General features: G+C 38.3%; 20 protein-coding genes. 18 read left to right on the top strand and 2 right to left on the bottom strand.

Annotated elements, in window-relative coordinates:
* Positions 1 to 74 precede the first annotated feature (74 nt).
* The 3 genes from lhaT (at position 75) to ACFSBH_RS11775 (ending at position 1,693) form a co-directional block, all read left to right on the top strand.
* On the top strand, positions 75 to 653 hold the full coding sequence (gene lhaT / locus ACFSBH_RS11785) for a lipoprotein heptaprenylglyceryl N-acetyltransferase LhaT (RefSeq protein WP_251510340.1): 579 nt from the start codon (positions 75 to 77) through the stop codon (positions 651 to 653).
* A 30-nt stretch (positions 654 to 683) separates the two neighbouring features.
* Complete coding sequence (locus ACFSBH_RS11780; protein ID WP_379597644.1) at positions 684 to 956, top strand: sporulation protein YpjB; 273 nt, start codon at positions 684 to 686, stop codon at positions 954 to 956.
* A gap of 62 nt (positions 957 to 1,018) precedes the next feature.
* Positions 1,019 to 1,693, top strand: a complete 675-nt coding sequence (locus ACFSBH_RS11775; RefSeq protein ID WP_251510345.1) for a zinc metallopeptidase — start codon at positions 1,019 to 1,021, stop codon at positions 1,691 to 1,693.
* Positions 1,694 to 1,749: 56 nt separating this feature from the next.
* On the opposite strand, the gene ACFSBH_RS11770 is transcribed toward ACFSBH_RS11775, so the two are convergent.
* Positions 1,750 to 2,616 (bottom strand): YitT family protein, encoded by an 867-nt coding sequence (locus ACFSBH_RS11770; protein ID WP_379597642.1) that lies wholly within the window; start codon positions 2,614 to 2,616, stop codon positions 1,750 to 1,752.
* Between the two features lie 161 nt (positions 2,617 to 2,777).
* Here ACFSBH_RS11770 and ACFSBH_RS11765 point away from each other — a divergent pair, with 161 nt between their 5' ends.
* The 15 genes from ACFSBH_RS11765 (at position 2,778) to nth (ending at position 17,392) form a co-directional block, all read left to right on the top strand.
* The gene (locus ACFSBH_RS11765; protein ID WP_379597640.1) at positions 2,778 to 3,104 is read left to right on the top strand and encodes a nucleotide pyrophosphohydrolase; all 327 of its coding nucleotides are present in this window, start codon (positions 2,778 to 2,780) and stop codon (positions 3,102 to 3,104) included.
* 29 nt (positions 3,105 to 3,133) lie between these two features.
* Complete coding sequence (dapB, locus tag ACFSBH_RS11760) at positions 3,134 to 3,928, top strand: 4-hydroxy-tetrahydrodipicolinate reductase (RefSeq protein ID WP_379597638.1); 795 nt, start codon at positions 3,134 to 3,136, stop codon at positions 3,926 to 3,928.
* Between the two features lie 21 nt (positions 3,929 to 3,949).
* Positions 3,950 to 4,360, top strand: coding sequence for a methylglyoxal synthase (gene mgsA / locus ACFSBH_RS11755; RefSeq protein WP_251510370.1), 411 nt, complete (start codon positions 3,950 to 3,952; stop codon positions 4,358 to 4,360).
* A 3-nt stretch (positions 4,361 to 4,363) separates the two neighbouring features.
* The gene (gene bshA / locus ACFSBH_RS11750) at positions 4,364 to 5,482 is read left to right on the top strand and encodes an N-acetyl-alpha-D-glucosaminyl L-malate synthase BshA (protein WP_251510379.1); all 1,119 of its coding nucleotides are present in this window, start codon (positions 4,364 to 4,366) and stop codon (positions 5,480 to 5,482) included.
* Positions 5,483 to 5,500: 18 nt separating this feature from the next.
* On the top strand, positions 5,501 to 6,700 hold the full coding sequence (locus ACFSBH_RS11745) for a CCA tRNA nucleotidyltransferase (RefSeq protein WP_379597635.1): 1,200 nt from the start codon (positions 5,501 to 5,503) through the stop codon (positions 6,698 to 6,700).
* The gene (locus ACFSBH_RS11740; protein ID WP_379597633.1) at positions 6,667 to 7,656 is read left to right on the top strand and encodes a biotin--[acetyl-CoA-carboxylase] ligase; all 990 of its coding nucleotides are present in this window, start codon (positions 6,667 to 6,669) and stop codon (positions 7,654 to 7,656) included. Before ACFSBH_RS11745 ends, ACFSBH_RS11740 begins: the two co-directional genes overlap by 34 nt.
* 20 nt (positions 7,657 to 7,676) lie before the next feature.
* Positions 7,677 to 8,498: a 3-methyl-2-oxobutanoate hydroxymethyltransferase gene (gene panB, locus ACFSBH_RS11735; protein ID WP_379597631.1), complete on the top strand. Its 822-nt coding sequence runs from the start codon at positions 7,677 to 7,679 to the stop codon at positions 8,496 to 8,498.
* Between the two features lie 14 nt (positions 8,499 to 8,512).
* On the top strand, positions 8,513 to 9,361 hold the full coding sequence (gene panC / locus ACFSBH_RS11730) for a pantoate--beta-alanine ligase (protein ID WP_379597629.1): 849 nt from the start codon (positions 8,513 to 8,515) through the stop codon (positions 9,359 to 9,361).
* A gap of 13 nt (positions 9,362 to 9,374) precedes the next feature.
* On the top strand, positions 9,375 to 9,758 hold the full coding sequence (panD, locus tag ACFSBH_RS11725) for an aspartate 1-decarboxylase (RefSeq protein ID WP_251510389.1): 384 nt from the start codon (positions 9,375 to 9,377) through the stop codon (positions 9,756 to 9,758).
* Between the two features lie 86 nt (positions 9,759 to 9,844).
* Positions 9,845 to 12,649, top strand: coding sequence for an ATP-dependent DNA helicase DinG (gene dinG, locus ACFSBH_RS11720; RefSeq protein ID WP_379597712.1), 2,805 nt, complete (start codon positions 9,845 to 9,847; stop codon positions 12,647 to 12,649).
* 251 nt (positions 12,650 to 12,900) lie between these two features.
* A complete protein-coding gene (locus ACFSBH_RS11715; protein ID WP_251510391.1) occupies positions 12,901 to 13,416 on the top strand; it encodes a cell wall elongation regulator TseB-like domain-containing protein in 516 nt (171 codons plus the stop codon).
* An 11-nt stretch (positions 13,417 to 13,427) separates the two neighbouring features.
* Positions 13,428 to 14,606 carry a pyridoxal phosphate-dependent aminotransferase gene (locus tag ACFSBH_RS11710; protein ID WP_251510393.1) on the top strand — a complete coding sequence of 393 codons (1,179 nt, stop codon included), beginning with the start codon at positions 13,428 to 13,430 and terminating at the stop codon, positions 14,604 to 14,606.
* A 25-nt stretch (positions 14,607 to 14,631) separates the two neighbouring features.
* Positions 14,632 to 15,924 (top strand): asparagine--tRNA ligase, encoded by a 1,293-nt coding sequence (asnS, locus tag ACFSBH_RS11705; protein WP_251510394.1) that lies wholly within the window; start codon positions 14,632 to 14,634, stop codon positions 15,922 to 15,924.
* A 123-nt stretch (positions 15,925 to 16,047) separates the two neighbouring features.
* Entirely contained in the window at positions 16,048 to 16,734 is a 687-nt protein-coding gene (locus tag ACFSBH_RS11700; protein WP_251510395.1) for a DnaD domain-containing protein, read from the top strand.
* Between the two features lie 4 nt (positions 16,735 to 16,738).
* Entirely contained in the window at positions 16,739 to 17,392 is a 654-nt protein-coding gene (gene nth / locus ACFSBH_RS11695) for an endonuclease III (RefSeq protein WP_251510396.1), read from the top strand.
* A gap of 112 nt (positions 17,393 to 17,504) precedes the next feature.
* On the opposite strand, the gene ACFSBH_RS11690 is transcribed toward nth, so the two are convergent.
* Complete coding sequence (locus tag ACFSBH_RS11690) at positions 17,505 to 20,243, bottom strand: transglycosylase domain-containing protein (RefSeq protein WP_251510397.1); 2,739 nt, start codon at positions 20,241 to 20,243, stop codon at positions 17,505 to 17,507.
* Between the last annotated feature and the right edge of the window lie 4 nt (positions 20,244 to 20,247).

Here is a 20,247-nt window from a genome sequence, read left to right as displayed (position 1 = left end):
TGCTTGCTTACTTGGAAGTATAGTGTATATAGTGGAATTACATCTAAAAATCTTGAATAAGAGAGGTTTATATCATGTTCAATTACATACTTGCAGATAAGAAATTTATTTTATTATTATTTTTGGTTAACCTCTTTGGAACAATTTATGGTTATATCTGGTATATTCCTCAGTTATCAATTACACCGGATAAATACTTATTATTTGTGCCAGACAGCCCTACAGCCAGCTTGTTTTTCACGATTTTTCTTTTATTCTTCCTTTTCAATAAGAATGTACCGTATATCGAGGCATTAGGCCTTGTAACTCTAGTCAAATACGGGACGTGGGCTGTAGTAATGAATGTTCTAACATTGATTGTTGAAGGTTCATTATCTCCAGCAGGGTACATGCTGATGTTATCTCATGCAGGAATGGCAATTCAAGGCATACTTTATGCTCCATTTTATAAAATCAAAATGAGGCATCTTGTCATTGCTGGAATATGGACGTTACATAATGATGTGATTGATTACGTGTTCGGAATGATGCCAATTTATTCGTCTTTAACACAGTATATGAAGGAGATAGGCTATTTTACATTTTGGCTAAGTATTGCATGTCTCTTCCTTGCATACTGGTTGACGGTTAGAAAGACTAGGATATTATCTTAGAGTGATAAATGGCAGTCCCTCATCATATAAATGAAAATAGGTGAGGTGACTAAAATGGGAATGACATCAGCTTTACTATTAATGGTTTCAAGTGCTATTGGTACGTTCATTCTTTCGTCTAGTGCAAATGCTTTCACATTTCCAAATTGGTTATTTACTAATGCCGAGTTAGTTCCGTTATTGCCAGCATTGCTAATTGTTGGTGGCTTTATTATCCTTACATTATCTTATGTTAGTTGGAGAAAGTATAAGGGAGAGAAGCAAAACAAACAAGAACGAAAGGAACGGAGCGGGACAAATTAGTTGACTGAATTTGGATTCCTGACTAAAATTGACTTATAGACTTTTATATTGGAGGGAAAAAGATGGGCGGTTACTTAATATATATAGCCTTACTTATCATTATTCCATTATGGGCTCAAGCAAAAGTTAGATCCGCATACAGTAAGTATTCTAAAAAGCCAACTTCTTCCCAAAGAACAGGTGCCGAGGTGGCAAGAAAAATTCTGGATGATAACGGACTATACCATGTGAACATTGAACAAACAAGAGGTAAGTTATCAGATCATTATGACCCTCGTTCTAAAGTGGTTCGCCTTTCTGAGGATATATACCATGGGCGTTCGATGGCATCCTCTGCAATAGCAGCCCATGAAGTAGGACACGCAATTCAGGACCAAGAAGAATACGCTTTTATGCGGTTCAGAAGTGCCCTTGTCCCAGTTGCAAACTTAGGCTCGAATCTAGCCTTTTTTCTAATACTAGGCGGTATTTTCTTTCAAGCGACAGGCCTTTTCCTCATCGGAATACTCTTCTTTGCGGCAGCAGTATTATTCCAACTTGTAACTTTACCAGTTGAATTTGATGCTTCCAATCGTGCGATGACGCAACTCATCTCGACAGGGATTATTCGAAATGACGAGGAAAGAGAAACGAAAAAAGTGTTGAATGCGGCGGCGCTAACCTATGTTGCAGCAGCACTTGTGGCAGTACTTGAACTAGCCCGGTTTATTTTAATTTTCTTAAATAGTAGAGAGTAGTTTTGCTCTATGTAGATTAAAGGGATGGCGAATCTTTCGTCATCCCTTTACTAATTTTATAATAGTGGTTTTTTGTTCTCGTCCAAGGTAAAGCCTTCACCTTGTACATCCTGAACTGTGCTAATGGATATAAAGGCGTGAGGGTCCACTTTGAGAATGATATTTTTTAGTCGGACAATTTCATTTCTCGCCACAACACAGTAGAGTACGTCTCGCTCTGCTCCGGTAAAACTTCCTCGACCTTTCAAGACAGTAACTCCCCGATCCATTTTTTGGATTTCTTTTGCTATCTGTTCGCTTTTCTCAGAAATGATCGTTGCCCCTTTTGCAAGATAGGCCCCTTCTTGAATAACATCAAGTACCCGTGCACCCACATAAACAGCAACTAGCGTATACATTCCTTGATCAAGTTCCAAGATTAATAAAACAGAAGAAGTAATGACTAGGAAGTCAAATAAAAACATGGTGTTGCCCATACTCCAACCAAGATATTTATTAGCTAAACGCGCAATGATGTCTACTCCTCCGGTTGTGCCTCCGTACCGGAAGATGATTCCAAGACCAACCCCAATAAATACACCTGCAAATAAAGCGACCAACATCATATCATTTTCCAGTTGTATATCAAATTGATATCGTTGAAATATCGCTAAAAATAGGGAAACTGCAGAGGTTCCGATAAGAGTATATATGAAAGTATTTCTACCTAACAGTTTCCAGCCGATCAGAAATACCGGGATGTTTAACAGTATATTTGTGATTGCTGGGTCAAATTTCCATAAAAAGTACAATAAAAGTGTAATTCCGGTAAAGCCGCCTTCACCGAGGTTATTTTGCATATTAAAATGAACTATCCCAAAGGAGTAGATTGCGGCTCCCAATAAGATGAATATAATGCTCTTGATTCTTAGACCAAACAGCACATGAATTATCTCCTTTCGATCAAGAGTAGGTATATCAATTATAATCATTTTACCCAAGGAGAACAATTTAATGATATTCTAAAGAAAAAGTTTGTCAAAATGCGAAAGGTTAGCTAACATGAAAGATAAGCAATTGATGTGGATAAAGGAGAACGAACACGATGGAGCAAAGCTATACGACCAAAGAAATCCAAGAACGAGTGGATGATTATATTAGCCAGTTTAAAGAAGGTTACTTTTCTCCACTGGCAATGATTGCAAGATTAACGGAGGAAGTAGGGGAGCTTGCCCGTGAAGTGAATCACCATTACGGAGAAAAGCCAAAAAAATCAACAGAAAGAGAAAAGACTGTCGAAGAAGAAATTGGGGATTGTCTCTTTGTACTTGCAAGTTTCGCCAATTCGCTCAATATTGATTTGTCTGCCACCTTTGAGCAATCCATGTCGAAATTTGAAACACGTGATAAAGATAGATGGACAAAGAAATAATCTTAAACAACTTATGAGGTGAAACGTCAATGACAATAAACATTATATTAGCAGGACCAAGAGGGAAAATGGGGAACGAAGCTATAAAAATGATAGATCAAGTTCCGGATTTCAATCTAGTTGCTGTAATCGATCGAAAGAATGAAGGAAAATTCCTTAAAGATGTTTCCGAACATACCCATGCTGCTGTACCTATATTTGTTGAACCTGAAGAATGTTTTACAAAAGTGGAAGCAGATGTGTTCATCGATTTGACAAGTCCTGAAACAGGATTCATACATACAAAACTTGCACTTGAACATCATGTCCGACCAGTAATCGGAACATCTGGTTTCTCTGAGGAAAGTGTCCAAGAATTAAAAGCAATTGCATCAGAACGTAAAGTTGGCTGTATCATCGCCCCTAACTTTGCAATCGGCGCGATACTTATGATGAAGTTTTCTCAAATGGCTGCGAAGTATTTCCCAGATGTAGAGATTATTGAAATGCATCATGATCAAAAAGTCGATGCTCCATCAGGCACAGCTGTAAAGACTGCTGAAATGATTCGTAAGTCAAGAACAGAGAAAAAACAAGGACATCCAGATGAAAGAGAAGAACTTGCAGGTGCACGTGGTGCCGAGATTGATGGCATGCACATTCATAGTGTCCGTTTGCCAGGGCTAGTCGCTCATCAGGAAGTTATATTCGGAGGGCCTGGACAATTATTTACAATTAAACATGATTCGTTAAATCGTGAGTCATTCATGGATGGCATTAAAACATCCATTTATAAAGTGATGGAATTGGACGAACTTGTATACGGTTTGGAGAACATATTATAGAGAGAAAAGAGGTTATACGCAATGAAAATCGCATTAATTGCTCACGATAAGAAAAAAGAAGATATGATAAATTTTGCAATAGCCTATGAATATATCCTGAACGAACATGAATTATTCGCTACTGGAACAACTGGAAAGCTTATATCAGAGGCTACAGAGCTTTCCATTCATCGTTTTCAGTCAGGACCACTTGGCGGTGATCAGCAAATTGGTGCCTTGATTGCAAATAACGAAATGGATATGGTTATTTTCTTCCGTGATCCTTTAACAGCACAACCACACGAACCTGATGTGACAGCACTTATGCGATTATGTGATGTCTATCATATACCTTTAGCGACAAACTTGGCTGCAGCGGAGATATTTATCCATGGTTTGGAACGGGGCGACTTTAAGTGGCGAGAAATTATTAAAGCAAAGGATAAAAAATAATAAATGAAAATCGGAATAACTTGTTACCCATCTGTAGGTGGATCAGGAATTATCGCAACGGAATTAGGTAAGCTGTTGGCTGAGAATGGGCATGAAATCCATTTCATTACTTCAGACTTGCCCTTTAGGTTAGATAAAATCCACCCAAAGATCTTTTTCCATCAGGTTGAAGTCAATCATTACCCTGTGTTTCAATATCCACCATATGATTTGGCACTAGCGTCTAAAATGGCAGAAATTATCGACCAAGAGAAATTAGATATTCTTCATGTGCATTATGCCATACCACATGCGATTTGTGCCATTCTTGCCAGGGATATTGCCGAACATAAAGTGAAAGTTGTTACTACCTTACATGGTACGGACATCACTGTATTAGGCATTGATGATACATTTAAGAAAATGATCCGGTATGGTATTGAAAAATCTGATGCTGTTACAAGTGTATCGGAAAGTTTAGCAAAACAGACACAAGAGATGATAGAAACGGTAAAACCAATTTCTGTCATCTATAATTTTGTGAATGAAAAAGAATATTATCCGTACGAAGCACCATTAATGAAACAGCAATTTAACATCAAGCCAGAAGAAAAAGTCATTATTCATATATCCAATTTCCGCAAAGTAAAAAGGGTTCCGGATATCATTCAAACCTTTTATAAAATAAATAAACAAACACCAACAAAGTTATTACTCATTGGTGATGGTCCGGAGTATTCTAACGCAAAGAAGCTAGTTAAAGAATTAAACCTTGAAGATCACGTCCTATTTTTAGGAAAGCAGAATAATATTAGTGATTTACTGGCGATTAGTGATTTGCTGCTCTTACTATCTGAGAAAGAAAGCTTCGGTCTTGTTTTATTAGAGGCGATGGCTTGCGGTGTACCTTGTATTGGGACAGATGTCGGTGGTATTCCAGAAGTGATTGTCCATGGAGAAACAGGGTTTATTGTAGACAAGGGCGATACGGATGCTGCAGCTGCACATGCTTTGTCCATGCTTACTGATTCTGATTACCAAAAGCAACTATCAGTGGCTGCTATCAGGTCAGTCAAGGAAAGGTTTCAATCAGAGATTATTTTGGAACAATATATAAATTTATATAAAGATCTACTAAATTGAGAGAATAACGGTGATAGCATGTTAACCAAACAATTTTTAAGAGTTATACCTCTACTGGAAAAAATTGAAGAGCATAATCATGAAGCATACTTTGTCGGTGGCTGTGTACGGGATTTGATATTACAGCGGCCAATCAAAGATATTGATATTACTACCTCTGCTACACCTAGTGAAATACAGCAAATCTTTCCAAATGTCATTCCAGTCGGAATTGAGCACGGCACAGTGATTGTACGTTTTGAGAAAGAATCCTATGAAGTTACAACATTTCGTACTGAAGGGGATTATTCAGACGGGAGACACCCAGATCACGTGGAATTCATCAGGAATATAGAGCAGGACTTAGAACGTCGTGATTTTACGATGAATGCACTGGCAATGGATAAAGAAGGCAATATCATTGATTTATTTGGCGGCAAAAATGATTTGGAAAACAGGTTGATACGGACAGTAGGGAACGGAAGGGAGCGCTTCAACGAAGATGCACTACGGATTATTCGTGCCCTCCGATTCTCTAGCCAACTTGGCTTTCAAATTGAAGAACGTACCTATGATGCAATGGTTGCCTCAAAACAAGCCATCTTGGATATTTCGATTGAAAGAATCACAAAAGAAATGGAGCTTTTTTTCGCTGGAGATAGTATCAAGAATGGAATCAATTATTTAGTAAAAACAAAAATAAGTGATGTGTTACCTATTTTTAAAGACCATCCTGGCTTGATTAATGAACTTCCAGAAGAGATGAAACCATTACATACATTCGCAGAAGTAATTGCTTATTTTCAGTTTCGGTTTCCTGAAATCTCTATTCAACAATGGGTGAAAGCTTGGAAATGTTCAAACCATACGAAAAGGATGGCTGACATGCTTTGTTCAGACATAAAAAGATATGAAGCCAATGGACTGGATGAAATGACAATCTACCGACTGAATGAAGAAGGAATGAAATCATTTATTCGATTAGTAGATTTAATATTTAATGTACAAATCAGTTTGACCGAACTTCATCATGCCAAAGAAAAGCTGCCTATCCAATCGAGAAGCGAACTGAAGATAAACGGTAACCATCTTTTATCATTTTTCCCAGACAGAAAAAGGGGTTCCTGGATAAAGCAGACGCTGGACAAGATTGAAGAGGCTGTCGTTACAGGGAAAGTCCATAATCAGTATGATGAAATAAAGGAATGGTTAAAGTGGAATCCAATAGAAACAAATTAATTCAAATACTCTCCGAAAACAAAGATAATTTTATTTCCGGTCAAGAGATTTCAAGAATTTTAGAAATATCTAGAAATAGTGTTTGGAAACATATGAAAGCTCTCGAAAAAGATGGGTATGTTGTTGAAGGTGTACCGAGAAAAGGCTATCGAATATTAAAGCAACCAGACAAAGTAAGCGAAAATACGATTAAGTGGGGATTGGAAACTAGTTGGTTGGGACATACCATCATCCATAAAGAATCTGGTCCTTCAACTCAATTCTTGATTCATCAAGCTGCACAAGAAGGAGCAAAGCACGGAGCTGTCGCCATTTTGGATGAGCAAACAATGGGACGGGGTAGAATGAATCGTCAATGGCATTCTGCAGATAAAAAAGGAATGTGGCTTAGCATGCTTCTTCGCCCGATGATATTGCCTCAACAAGCACCACAGCTCACCTTGCTTACTGCTACGGTGCTTGCTGATGTGTTGAAAAAATGTACTCAAGTGGAGCCAATGATCAAATGGCCAAACGATATTTTATTAAAAAAGAAAAAAATCGCAGGGATATTGACCGAAATGCAAGCAGAACAAGACAGAATTCAATACATTGTCATCGGAGTAGGATTGAACATTAATCACTCCAATGATGACTTACCAGAATCATTTACCTATCAAGCTACTTCTTTATATCATGAGACAGGAAAAACGTGGTCGACGCAAATGATTATTCAACAGTTTTTAAATGAATTCGAAGTATCATTTGATAAGTATGTCAAAGACGGCTTCACCGAAGTGAAACAAAAATGGGAGAGTTATGGGTTTAAACTTGGTGAGAAGATAAAAATAACGACTCCAAAAGGGGATACAGAAGCCGTATTCCATGGTATCGCTGAAGATGGGGCACTGTTAATCATTAACTCATTGGGAGAAAAGGAAAAATTATATTCAGGAGAAATCCAGTGGTTTGAATAAACTTGGGGGGGAGAACTCAATTGAAAACAACACTTGATTTGTTAAAAATGAAAAAAGAAACCGATAGAATTACGATGATTACTGCTTACGATTATCCAGCAGCAAAACAGGCTGAAGCTGCTGGTATTGATATGATTTTAGTAGGTGATTCATTAGGTAACGTCGTATTGGGTTATGATAGCACTGTACAAGTAAAGCTAGAAGATATGATCCACCATGGTAAAGCGGTAAGAAGGGGTGCTCCGAACACATTCGTCGTGGTGGATATGCCTTTCATGTCTTATCATGTTTCCTTAGAAGAATCACTTAAAAATGCCGCTGCCTTATTCCAGGAAACAAATGCTCAAGCATTAAAAATTGAAGGTGGTTCTAAGGAGAATATAACCTTAATTAAACGTTTACAAGATGCAGGAATTCCAATAGTGGCACATTTAGGCCTTACTCCGCAGACCTTTAATGTACTTGGTGGTTATAAAGTTCAAGGGAGAGATAAAGAAACTGCTAAGCAGCTAACCGAGGATGCCAAAGCAGTAGCATCAGCTGGAGCGATTGCACTAGTGTTGGAGTGTGTTCCCCTTGAATTAGCTGAGGTGATCACTAATGAAATTGATATACCTACTATCGGAATTGGGGCTGGTGTTCATTGTGATGGTCAAGTTCTTGTTTATCATGATGTGATGCAGTATGGTGTCGATCGGTTACCCAAATTCGTAAAAACCTATGCTGACTTTAACGGAGCTGGGGTAGAAGCCATTACAAATTATGTAAATGATGTGAAAGGTGGAACTTTCCCAAGTGAGGAATATTCTTTCCTACTTAAAGACCGTTCCATTTTAGAATAATTAGGGTGAAGAATATGAAAGTCATTCGTAAAGCAAAAGAAATCCAGGATATTGCAACGCAATTTAAGAAACAAAATAAATCAATTGGTTTTGTTCCAACGATGGGTTATTTACATGAGGGACATATCAGCTTAATCAAAGCAGCTAGGGAAAACGATATCGTCATTGCAAGCATCTTTGTAAATCCTTTACAATTTGGGCCGAATGAAGATTATGAAGCGTATCCACGCGATGAAGAAAGAGACATAGCAAAAGCCAAGGAAGCAGGCGTTGATTATTTGTTTGTTCCTGAAGTGACAGATATGTATCCAAATGAACCAATGGTCAGCATGAAGATTACCGATCGGGTAGACGTATTATGTGGACGTTCCCGCCCAGGGCATTTTGATGGTGTGATTACGGTCCTGACCAAGCTGTTTCATCTCGTCCAGCCTGACCGTACTTATTTTGGGAAGAAGGATGCTCAGCAAGTTGCTGTAGTCGATGCCTTGATCACTGAACTCAATTTCCCTGTTGAACTCGTCAGCGTGCCAACAGTAAGGGAAGAAGATGGTTTGGCTAAAAGCAGCAGAAATGTGCGGTTAACAAAAGAAGAAAGAGCGAATGCTGTTCATTTGTACCAGGCATTACGAGAAGGAAATAAACTGGTCGTAAATGGAGAAAAAGACCCCTCAGTTGTCATTTCAAAAGTGAAACATCATATTGAACATCATTCTTCGGGAGAGATTGATTATGTAGAGGTATTAAGTTACCCTGCATTAAAGTACATTCAAACCATTAAGGGGCGAGTCATCTTAGCTGTCGCCGTTCAGTTTAAAAATGCGAGATTAATCGATAATTTGATTATAGAAGCAGAAGGTTGAGGGGGAAATATTCATGTTTCGCACTATGATGAAAAGTAAAATACATCGTGCTAGAGTAACTGAGGCAAATTTGAATTACGTTGGGAGTATCACAATTGACCTAGATATTATGGAGCAAGTTAATATTTTGCCCCATGAAAAGGTTCAAGTAGTAAATAATAATAATGGAGCAAGGCTTGAAACGTACGTAATCCCCGGCGACAGAGGGACTGGAATTATATGTTTGAATGGAGCGGCAGCCAGGCTGGTGCAACCGGATGATGTAGTTATCATCGTTTCTTATGCAATGATTGCTGAAAGTGAATTAGCATCTTTTCAGCCAGTAGTTGCAATAATGAACGAGAATAATGAAATTGAAGAATTGATTCATGAAGAACCGGCGACCACCGAAATGTGACTCCAGATCATATAAAACTCTTATCCTACTGAAGATAAGAGTTTTCTTTTCGTATGAATGCTGTATATAATAGAAGGGATGGAGGTGTGGAATTGAATAAATTTGTTGTCATTGATTTAGAAACTACAGGACATTCACCTGAAAATGAGGATAAAATTATAGAAATTGGTATGGTTACAATAGAGGATAATACAATTGTCGATAAACGAAATACTTTATTGAATCCAGATAAGGACATTCCTCCATTTATTACAAGCCTTACAAATATAACAAATGAAGATGTGAAAGATGCACCTGCATTTTCCGATAAAGCAGATAAAGTCATCGACCTATTTCAAGACGGTTACCTGATTGCCCATAACGTGCCTTTTGATTTGGGATTTCTAAATGCGGAATTGAAAAATAGTGGAAGAATGATTCTAAAAAATCCAGTCATCGATACAGTGGAACTTTCACGAATCCTGTTTCCGAAAGCACCAAGCTATAAATTATCTCAGCTTGCAGAATATCTGGATATCCATCATGATGAACCCCATCGAGCATTATCAGACGCATATGTAACAGCAGAAATATTCCTGTTATTAAAACAGAAGTTATTTAATCTGCCTTATGAAACACTAGCCAATCTGGCAAAATTGGAGAAAATGCTCAAGTCTGACCTTCACGATTTGCTGCAGCAAGCGATGGAACAGGCTGAATTAGAAGTTAGAGATGAAGAGTTTATTACGTACCAAGGGCTTGCTTTCAAATTAACTGAGGACTCTCCAAGAGAAGAGGTACAGATGAAGACTTCTTTTGGTGAATATTTAGACCAGATTTATGAGGAAAATGGCGCGTTGGAAAACAATCTTAAATCGTACGAGAAAAGAACTGGCCAGCGGGAAATGTCAGAAACCATATATGATGCATTTCAAATGAAAAAACATGCATTAATTGAAGCAGAAACTGGCACTGGTAAATCTCTCGCATACCTTCTTCCAGCTTTGTATGAGTCTGTTCAACAAAAGAAACGCATTATTATCAGCACATATACGACACAACTTCAAACACAGTTGTTGGAAGAAGAAATTCCTCTAGTGAAGAACTTAGTGGATTTCCCAATTGAAGCAATGGTTTTAAAAGGAAGAAACCACTATTTGAGTCTGGAACGTTTTGCTCATGAATTAAATTCTAAGGAGCGGGACAATTACGATATCATCTTGACAAAAGCAATTCTCCTTGTCTGGTTAACAGAAACTGTTACAGGAGATATTGATGAGATTCAGCTGCCATCTAGTGGATATAACTTTTTTAATCGTATCTCCGCTGATTCCGAAAGACGGCTGGATGTCACTTCACCGTGGTTCAGTTATTCTTTCTATACGAGAGCGAAACGTCGTGCGCAACGTGCAGATCTCATTATAACCAACCATGCTTTACTGTGTACGGACATGTTTAATGATTATCAATTTTTGCCTACATACGATAAATTAATCATCGACGAAGCACATCATTTAGAGACAACGGCCGCACATCATTATGGTCTCAAGTTGGATAATATATCCATGCACTTTACTTTAAATCAAATTGGTCGCTATGAAGAGAATCGTATGCTGAATCAAGTTATCGGTAAGTATAAAGATTCGCTTGAACATATCGAGTTTGATAAGTGGGATCAATTGATGGATGATACAAAATATGAACTTGATGAGCTTTTTCATTACTTATATCATTTCGTCCAAAAACAGCGTAAAAACGATAAATCCTTAAGTGATGTAGGAAGAATTCAATTCCGTTTCAGTAAAAATGAAATTGATGAAAAGGATTGGGATACCATTATTGAGATGGTTAACCGAATTATCTTTTACTATCGTGACTTGGTCCATTTTCTATCGACACTCGACTCGACCCTCGAAAAAGCGACGAATTATAATAAGTATGATAAGCAGGAAATTCTTCAAATGATTGAGCGGCTTAAGATGCAAATCGATCAATTGCAACTATTATTTTTGCCAAAGCCCGATATCAATCATGTACAATGGATTGAAATTGATACAAAGGGCTCTAATCAAGCCGTGTATTTGTATAGTGAGCCAACGTCAGTATCCCAATTACTTAATGATGAACTGTTCGTTAAGAAGGATAGTGTTGTATTGACAAGTGCTACTTTAACGATGAGAAATTCTTTCCAGTTTATCATACAACAACTTGGTTTGACTGAGGACCGGCTGATTACGAAAAGAATAAACTCGCCATTCTCATTTAAAGACCAAGTTCAGGTTTTAGTACCGAATGATTTTCCAGATATCAAATATGGCAACATGGATGATTACATTTATGCTACGAGTGAGGCGATTCTATCATTGGCAGAAGTCACTGATGGAAGGATGCTCGTTTTATTCACTTCGTATGATATGTTGAGAAAATCGTACAAGTTATTGAAGGAAATAATGACGGAAGAAAAATACATGCTTATCGGACAAGGAATTACAAGCGGTAGCAGAGCTAGATTGAAGAAGAATTTTCAAAGCTTCGAACGCTCTATCTTGTTAGGAACAAGTTCCTTCTGGGAAGGGGTTGACATACCTGGAAAGGATCTTTCCTGCCTGGTGATTGTCCGTTTACCATTCCAACCGCCGGATCATCCGGTATATGAAGCAAAAGCTTTAGAAATAAAAGAAAATCATAAAAATGCATTCATGGAGCTGTCATTACCTAATGCTGTTATTAAATTCAAGCAGGGATTTGGCCGGTTAATCCGCTCCACAAGTGATCGGGGTATTGTATTTATTTGTGATGCGAGGATTGTGAAGGCACGCTATGGAAAGTACTTCACAGAATCGATTCCTGATGTCCCTGTTCATTATGACTCAACCCATGCGCTGCTTTCTAAAGCAAAAGAATGGTTTTAAAAAAGATGCTACTGTATAGAGATACAGTAGCATAATAAGTGGTGTGCAGGTGGTATGAGCAAGTGAATTTTGGTAATTTGCTTATAGCCGTGGCATTTATCAGTGCAGGATAAGGCTGTAAATAAACACGGCTTTAAACAATTTACTATCTATATTGTTCACATTTCTAATTGTACTATGGCTAGTAAATTTTGATAAAATTATAGGAAGATTTTAGGAAGTAAGTCATTGTAAAGGTGTGAGATGTTAAAATGACGAAAATGAATCGCAGATGGTTGCGAAATAGCCTGTTAATCTTCAGTATCTTATTTATTTCTCTTGTAATATATGGTATCTTTTTATACATGGATTTAAACGAAGAAAGAACTAAAGGATTCAGTAAGACACAAAGGGATTTAATTCAACAAACTTCGATTACGGACATTGAAAAAATTGAAAAATTTAATGGTGAACAAGCCTATCATGTAGTATACGGAAAAACAGAAGATGGAAGCGAAAAAATTATTTTCTACCCGTTGGCAGGCAGTGAAAAGCAACTGACTACCGTGGATGCGGATGAAATTCTTCCTGAATCTAAGATGATCGGTATGTGGCAGTCTGAATGCCCGTCATGCCAATTAGTGAAAGCAACTCCGGCTTTATTGGATAACGAACTATTATGGGAACTCGTATACTATGATGAGGAAAATCACTATGTATTTGATTATCGCTCTATTTATGACGGCTCCCACTATGAAGATATCCGCTATTTAAGACAGTTTAATTAGGAGGTAAATGGATGGAATTAGCAAATCGGGTCAAAACAATTACTCCCTCATCTACATTAGCGATTACAGCTAAAGCAAATGAATTAAAAAAACAAGGATACGACATTATCGGGTTAGGGGCTGGTGAACCTGATTTCAACACTCCAGTGCAGATCAGAGATGCTGCTGTGGAGGCGATGCAGGCAGGTCATACAAAATACACCCCAACTGGTGGTATTTCTGAATTAATAACTGCTGTTCAGAATAAGTTCCAGCAAGACCATCAATTATCTTATAATAAAAACGAAATAATCGTTACGTTAGGGGCAAAGCATGCTCTTTATTCCGTCTTTCAAGTTCTTTTGAATGAGGGAGATGAAGTAATCATCCCAGCACCATATTGGGTAAGTTATCCTGAACAAGTCAAATTAGCTCAAGGCGTTCCAGTCATATTGGATACAGCGGAGGAAAATGAATTTAAACTGCAACCTGAAGACTTGGAAAAAGCGATCAGCAGTAAAACGAAAGCACTTATCATCAACTCTCCAAGTAACCCAACAGGAATGATGTATACCGAGGAAGAGCTTCGTAAACTTGGAGAAGTTTGTTTGAAATATGGTATAGTTATTATCTCAGATGAAATTTATGAAAAGCTGATATATTCCGATCAACCTCATGTATCTATAGCCAGTTTAAGTCCAGAGCTAAAGAAACAAACAGTTATTATAAATGGAGTTTCAAAAACTTATGCAATGACAGGCTGGAGAATAGGATATGCTGCGGGAGATGAAAAAATTATTAAAGCCATGAAAAACGTTGCTTCCCACTCGACATCCAATCCGGTGTCCATTGCGCAATATGCATCTGTTGCTGCACTTTCATTAGATGAGAATGAAGTGACAAAAATGAAAGATATTTTTGCTGAGAGATTAGAATTATTTTATCGTTTAATCGGTGAGATACCAGGGATACATTGCGTGAAGCCAAAAGGAGCATTTTATTTATTCCCGAACGTTTCTGAAGCGGTTGAGAAGAATGGCTTTGATTCCGTTGATGCATGGGTAACAGCTATATTAGAAGAAGAAAAGGTTGCATTAGTGCCTGGTTCAGGGTTTGGAGCACCTGATTATGTAAGGGTATCTTATGCACTTTCGATTGAAGACATAAAAGAAGCGGCAAAACGTATTAAGCGATTTGTCGAAAATCACTAGACGACGGCATTATGGAGGTAATAAGATGAAAATTACAATTTCACAAGCACCAGATTACAATGAAAAAGAAGTAACGATTGGCGCATGGCTTGCAAACAAACGTTCAAGTGGAAAAATCGCGTTTTTACAATTGCGTGATGGTACAGGCTTTATGCAAGCGGTAGTCGTAAAAAGTGATGTATCAGAAGAAGTATTTCAAGCGGCTAAAAATTTAACCCAAGAAACTTCAATCTACATTACAGGAAAAATTGTGGAGGATAAACGTTCACCTTTCGGATTTGAAATGCAAGTGTCCGATCTGGAAGTGATTCACGTTGCGGAAGATTATCCAATCACTCCAAAAGAGCATGGTACAGAATTTTTAATGGACCATCGTCATTTGTGGTTACGTTCTAAGAAACAACATGCAATTATGAAAGTCCGTAATGAAATTATTCGAGCAACTTATGAATTCTTTAATGATCAAGGATTTGTAAAAGTCGACCCACCAATACTGACTGCCTCTTCTGCAGAAGGCACAACAGAATTATTCCATACGAAATATTTCGATGAAGATGCTTATTTGTCACAAAGCGGACAGTTGTATATGGAAGCTGCTGCAATGGCCTTAGGTAAAGTATTTTCGTTCGGTCCGACTTTCCGGGCTGAAAAATCCAAAACACGCAGGCATTTAATTGAATTTTGGATGATTGAGCCTGAAATGGCTTTTGTAGAACATGACGAAAGCTTAGTTGTTCAGGAGAATTACGTCGCATTTCTTGTTGAATCCGTATTGAAGAACTGTAAATTAGAATTAGGCGTATTAGGTAGAGATTTATCCAAGTTAGAAAATATTAAAACGCCATTCCCGAGAATCACATATGATGAAGCGATTGAATTATTAAAGGAAAAAGGCTTTAACGATATCGAATGGGGCGAGGACTTTGGTGCGCCACATGAAACCGCAATTGCAGAAAGCTTTGACAGTCCTGTATTCATTACAAACTACCCGAAAGATATTAAAGCCTTCTATATGAAACCACATCCGGAGCGCGATGATGTAGTGCTCTGTGCTGATTTAATTGCACCGGAAGGGTATGGTGAAATCATCGGTGGATCCGAGCGAATCGCTGATTATGACTTAATGAAACAGCGTTATGAGGAGCATGGTCTAACTGGCCCTGCATATGAATGGTATCTGGAGTTAAGTAAATACGGAAGTGTACCACATTCAGGTTTTGGTCTAGGATTAGAACGTACAGTAGCTTGGTTGTCAGGAGTGGAGCATATTCGTGAAACAATCCCATTCCCTCGACTATTAAATCGTTTGTATCCATAATTTATCCAGAAATCCAATTGGAGCTGGATTGACCTTAAAATCCCTTGCATATAGGAGCAAGGGATTTTAAATTGCTCCTGAAAATCGGAATTCCGTGTTATACTGATAGAGAGGTGTCCTTACATGTTTGAAACCAATTCGCTTCAAGCGATTTTACATGATCAATTACATATCCCGGGAAAATTACTTACATCCTACACGAAACTAGGTTTAAATGAAACAGAAGTAGTTCTTATACTTCAGCTCATCCATTTTTTCAAAGAAAAGAACCATTTTCCGACTCCTTCCGAATTAGCAACCCCCCTTACGATTAATGAAGAGCATTGCTCTGATATATTAAGGAAACTTATTCAAAAGGATTTATTGAAAATCGAACAAAAAGAAAATGCTAAAGGTCAAATTTCGGAAGTATATTCCATTGAACCATTACTTGTAAAGTTATACCAAGAGGAAAAAGAAGAAGTAGTGGAAGAGAATAATACTGGTACAATATTTATTCTATTCGAACAGGAATTCGGGAGACCACTTTCACCATTTGAAATTGAGATGGTCAGCGCTTGGCTTGATGAAGATAAGATAAGTCCGTCCTTAATTAAAGCAGGACTTAGAGAAGCGGTATTAATGGGTAAATTGAATTTCAAGTATATAGATCGTATATTGAGAGAGTGGAATAAAAAAGGAATCAAATCTGTGGAGCAGGCACGTAATGCAAGCAGACAATTCCATCGCCATCAAAAAGTAAACCAAGCGGTTCAACCGCAGAACAGAGATACTTCAATATATTATAACTGGCTAGAAGGGGAAGACTAGTTAGATGCTGAATTTAAAAGAAATTAGATACTGTTTAGATACTATTGCAGAAATGTTTCCTGATGCTGAAGGAGAGTTAAATCATTCAAATGCATTTGAATTGTTGATTGCTGTTGTATTATCGGCACAATGTACAGATAAGTTAGTGAACAAGGTAACTGCAGATTTGTTTAAAAAATATAAAACACCTGAAGATTATGTTGCTGTTCCATTAGAAGAAGTACAGCAGGATATTCGTTCCATTGGTTTATGGAGATCAAAAGCAAAAAATATCCAGAAGTTATGTCAGATATTAATCGATGAGTATAATGGTGAAGTACCAAGAACAAAAGAAGAGCTGATGGAACTACCCGGTGTTGGGAGGAAAACTGCGAATGTCGTGGCATCTATTGCATTTGGAGAGCCGGCGATAGCTGTAGATACCCATGTAGAGAGAGTTTCCAAAAGGTTAGGCATATGCCGTTGGAAAGATTCTGTTTTAGAGGTAGAAGAGACCCTCATGAGGAAAGTCCCGCGTGAAGAATGGTCTGTAACTCATCACCGCTTAATATTTTTTGGAAGATATCATTGTAAAGCAAGAAATCCAAATTGTCCGGAATGTCCTTTATTGGAATTATGTAGAGAAGGAAAAAAACGGATGAAAAAAATAAACGTTTAAGTTTAAAGCTAAAGTGGCAGTTTCATTTGATGTAATGATTAAATGAATGAAATCTCGGTAAATAAAAAGGGAAGCTTATCCAGACGATAAGCTTCCCTTTAATTTATATCAATTATTCTTCTTCATCCGTTGATGTTTCTTCATCTTCAGGTTCCTCGGTTTGAGGGATAGTAACAGATGTCGATTGGGTTTCACCGCGTACTCCGCTATTGGCTCCATTTTGTCCAATCGGAGTGACAGTAATGGAATATGTTTCTCCTGGTGTGAATGTTCCACTAATTTCAATACCCTGCGATTGGACGGTTCGAGTTTGTCCTCCATTAACGACTACTTCAAATGAAGCTGGTGGCCCATTATATGTCCAGGAAACATCAATGAATCCTTGATCTTCCAAGTAGGAAGCTGTAAGTCCGGATACCGGAGGAATGTTTCCTTCATTATTTTCTTCTTCAGCCTCTTCTTCAGGTTCTGTTTCTTCTTCCGTATCTTCTTCGGTTTCCTCTTCTTCCTCTTGTGCTTCTATCGTGAGTGAAGTGGTTACCGGTTCACTAGTTAAGGAACTGCTCTCATTACTTACCACGACAACTTGAATGGTGTAAGATGCACCTTCTTCAACTTCCGAAATATCGAGTGATAAATCTTCGGTCGTAGAAAGTTCCTGCATCGATCCGTCATTGACACTTGCACTTACCACAAACGAAACATCTCGTTCTGTATCATAACTCCATTCAACAGCAATCGAATTACTTTCTTCGTTATAAGTTGCATTCAGACCTGTGACAGGATCAAGTCGATCGAATTTCTCGGAAGTCTTTTTCGGCTCCGTACCTTTGACGAAAAGCTCTATGACTTTCTGAGAAGCAGGAGTAAACTCACTCGCTAGCTCTGGTGGATTTGTTCCACGTTCAACGGCCACCTCAACGACAGAATCAGGTTTCGTAAAGTCTGGCGTCTCCAAGCCTTCCGAAATAGGCAGTATCGTTTCCCTGAACATTTGCTGTGCGATCGTCCAATGAACGGAGTCTGGTAAACCTATTCTTTTACCATTTTCATCTTGGTAATCCCCAACTAAAGATACTACTGTATAGTTTGTCGTGTATCCGGCAAACCAACGTTCTGGTGCTGTATCTCCAAGGTTTGTCGTTCCTGTTTTACCTGCTACAGGTAATCCGCCGAGACTTCCAGCTTCCCAGGTACCATCAGTAATGGCGTCTTTCAACATATCGGTGATCATATATGCCGTGTAATCATGAATCACTGCTTCCGACTCAGGGCGGAGATCAACCGTACTTCCATCTGGAAATTCGACAGATGTAACTGCATATGGTTCATTATAAATACCTTCATTTCCAAATACGCTGAATGCACCCGCGAGTTGAAGTGGGCTGACTAGTAGATTACCCCCACCAAGTGAGTCAGATGGTACAAGATCACTAGGCATGTCTAACCCTAATTTCTCTCCGAATTCGATTGCGTTTGCACGATCTACTTCTTCTTCGAACAATTTAATGGTAGGCACATTTAACGATTTACTTAATGCGGTTCGGGCTGATACCCAACCGGAAAACGTCCTTGAAAAGTTATTGATCGACTTTCCATCAACCTCATAAGGCTCGTCAAGAATCTGATGATAAGTGGACATTTGATTATATTCAATTGCCGGACCATAAGCTAAAATTGGCTTGATCGTGGAACCAGGCTGGAATTTCTTCGTAGCGTAACTTAAATCACCAACTCTTGTACTATTACGGCGACCACCAATACCTTGAATGGCACCTGTTTTTGTATCAAGGACAACAATCGTACCTTGAACTTTCTCATCACCGTAATCTATTGGGTTTTCTGCACTATCCGTCAGTAAAAATTCAACTCTATCTTGTACACTCGTATCAATTGTCGTGTGTATTTTTAAACCGTCGGAATAAATATCGGTTCCCGGCAGTTTTTCATTGATTTCTTCTTCAACCCTGTTGATAAATGCACCATATGGTGTTGCGCTATCCGTAGGTTCGGCTAGTAGCGAAGTAATATCTACTTGACGTGCTTCATCAGCTTCTTCTTCAGTAATTTTACCGTGACGTACCATTAGTTTTAATACAGTATCCATACGTTCCGCAGTCAACTCAGGATTTCGATATGGATTATAGGCTGTCGGCCGTTGTGGAAGCCCGGCCAAGATAGCAGCTTGCGGTAACGTCAACTCATCCCAGTCTGTTATTCCAAAGTAGTTCTTTGCAGCTGCGGCAACACCATAAGAATTATCGCCATAGAAGATTTTATTTAAGTACATTTCCAAAATTTCTTCTTTTGAATACTGTCGTTCAAGTTGTAATGCAAGCCATTGTTCTTGAACTTTTAACTTAATTTGCTTTTCATTAGATAAGAAAAAGTTTTCAACCACTTGGTGTGTAATTGTACTTGCACCTTGTGAGCCAAAACCATCGGTGATATTAGCCATGATCGCTCCACCAAGCCGCCTGAAGTCAATCCCTGAATGTTCAAAGAATCGGGCATCTTCAGTGGCGATGACTGCATCAATCAATACCTGCGGCAACTCTTCATAACGAACAAGTTCACGGTTTTCCGCACCTAACGTAGCGAAGGAATTGCCGTTTTTATCATAAAAGACAGAAGAGAGGGGGACATCCAATTTATCTGGGTCCAAATCTGGTGCAGTGGCAATCCAGTATATTCCGACTGCTCCGACAACAATTCCAGCTGCGATTCCTACAAATAGGATACTTAATAAAATAGTTTTCCAGAGTGGTCTTTTAGTCGATTTTTTAGATTTTGTATTCGGTGTTTTCTTTTGTTGATTTCTTCTTGCTGTTCTTGACATCTTATCTGCCATAATA

It is taken from the genome of Oceanobacillus luteolus (genome assembly GCF_042678205.1).
Lineage (GTDB): Bacteria > Bacillota > Bacilli > Bacillales > Amphibacillaceae > Oceanobacillus > Oceanobacillus luteolus.
Note: the sequence above shows the minus strand (reverse complement) of the source record. Positions and strands in the feature narration are given on the sequence as shown.

Excerpts from the sequence above, each read along its gene's own strand:
- lhaT (WP_251510340.1), top strand. The coding sequence starts at position 75 with ATGTTCAATTACATACTTGCAGATAAGAAATTTATTTTATTATTATTT.
- ACFSBH_RS11780 (WP_379597644.1), top strand. The coding sequence starts at position 684 with ATGAAAATAGGTGAGGTGACTAAAATGGGAATGACATCAGCTTTACTA.
- ACFSBH_RS11775 (WP_251510345.1), top strand. The coding sequence starts at position 1,019 with ATGGGCGGTTACTTAATATATATAGCCTTACTTATCATTATTCCATTA.
- ACFSBH_RS11765 (WP_379597640.1), top strand. The coding sequence starts at position 2,778 with ATGGAGCAAAGCTATACGACCAAAGAAATCCAAGAACGAGTGGATGAT.
- dapB (WP_379597638.1), top strand. The coding sequence starts at position 3,134 with ATGACAATAAACATTATATTAGCAGGACCAAGAGGGAAAATGGGGAAC.
- mgsA (WP_251510370.1), top strand. The coding sequence starts at position 3,950 with ATGAAAATCGCATTAATTGCTCACGATAAGAAAAAAGAAGATATGATA.
- bshA (WP_251510379.1), top strand. The coding sequence starts at position 4,364 with ATGAAAATCGGAATAACTTGTTACCCATCTGTAGGTGGATCAGGAATT.
- ACFSBH_RS11745 (WP_379597635.1), top strand. The coding sequence starts at position 5,501 with ATGTTAACCAAACAATTTTTAAGAGTTATACCTCTACTGGAAAAAATT.
- ACFSBH_RS11740 (WP_379597633.1), top strand. The coding sequence starts at position 6,667 with ATGGTTAAAGTGGAATCCAATAGAAACAAATTAATTCAAATACTCTCC.
- panC (WP_379597629.1), top strand. The coding sequence starts at position 8,513 with ATGAAAGTCATTCGTAAAGCAAAAGAAATCCAGGATATTGCAACGCAA.
- panD (WP_251510389.1), top strand. The coding sequence starts at position 9,375 with ATGTTTCGCACTATGATGAAAAGTAAAATACATCGTGCTAGAGTAACT.
- ACFSBH_RS11715 (WP_251510391.1), top strand. The coding sequence starts at position 12,901 with ATGACGAAAATGAATCGCAGATGGTTGCGAAATAGCCTGTTAATCTTC.
- ACFSBH_RS11710 (WP_251510393.1), top strand. The coding sequence starts at position 13,428 with ATGGAATTAGCAAATCGGGTCAAAACAATTACTCCCTCATCTACATTA.
- asnS (WP_251510394.1), top strand. The coding sequence starts at position 14,632 with ATGAAAATTACAATTTCACAAGCACCAGATTACAATGAAAAAGAAGTA.
- ACFSBH_RS11700 (WP_251510395.1), top strand. The coding sequence starts at position 16,048 with ATGTTTGAAACCAATTCGCTTCAAGCGATTTTACATGATCAATTACAT.
- nth (WP_251510396.1), top strand. The coding sequence starts at position 16,739 with ATGCTGAATTTAAAAGAAATTAGATACTGTTTAGATACTATTGCAGAA.
- ACFSBH_RS11690 (WP_251510397.1), bottom strand. The coding sequence starts at position 20,243 with ATGGCAGATAAGATGTCAAGAACAGCAAGAAGAAATCAACAAAAGAAA.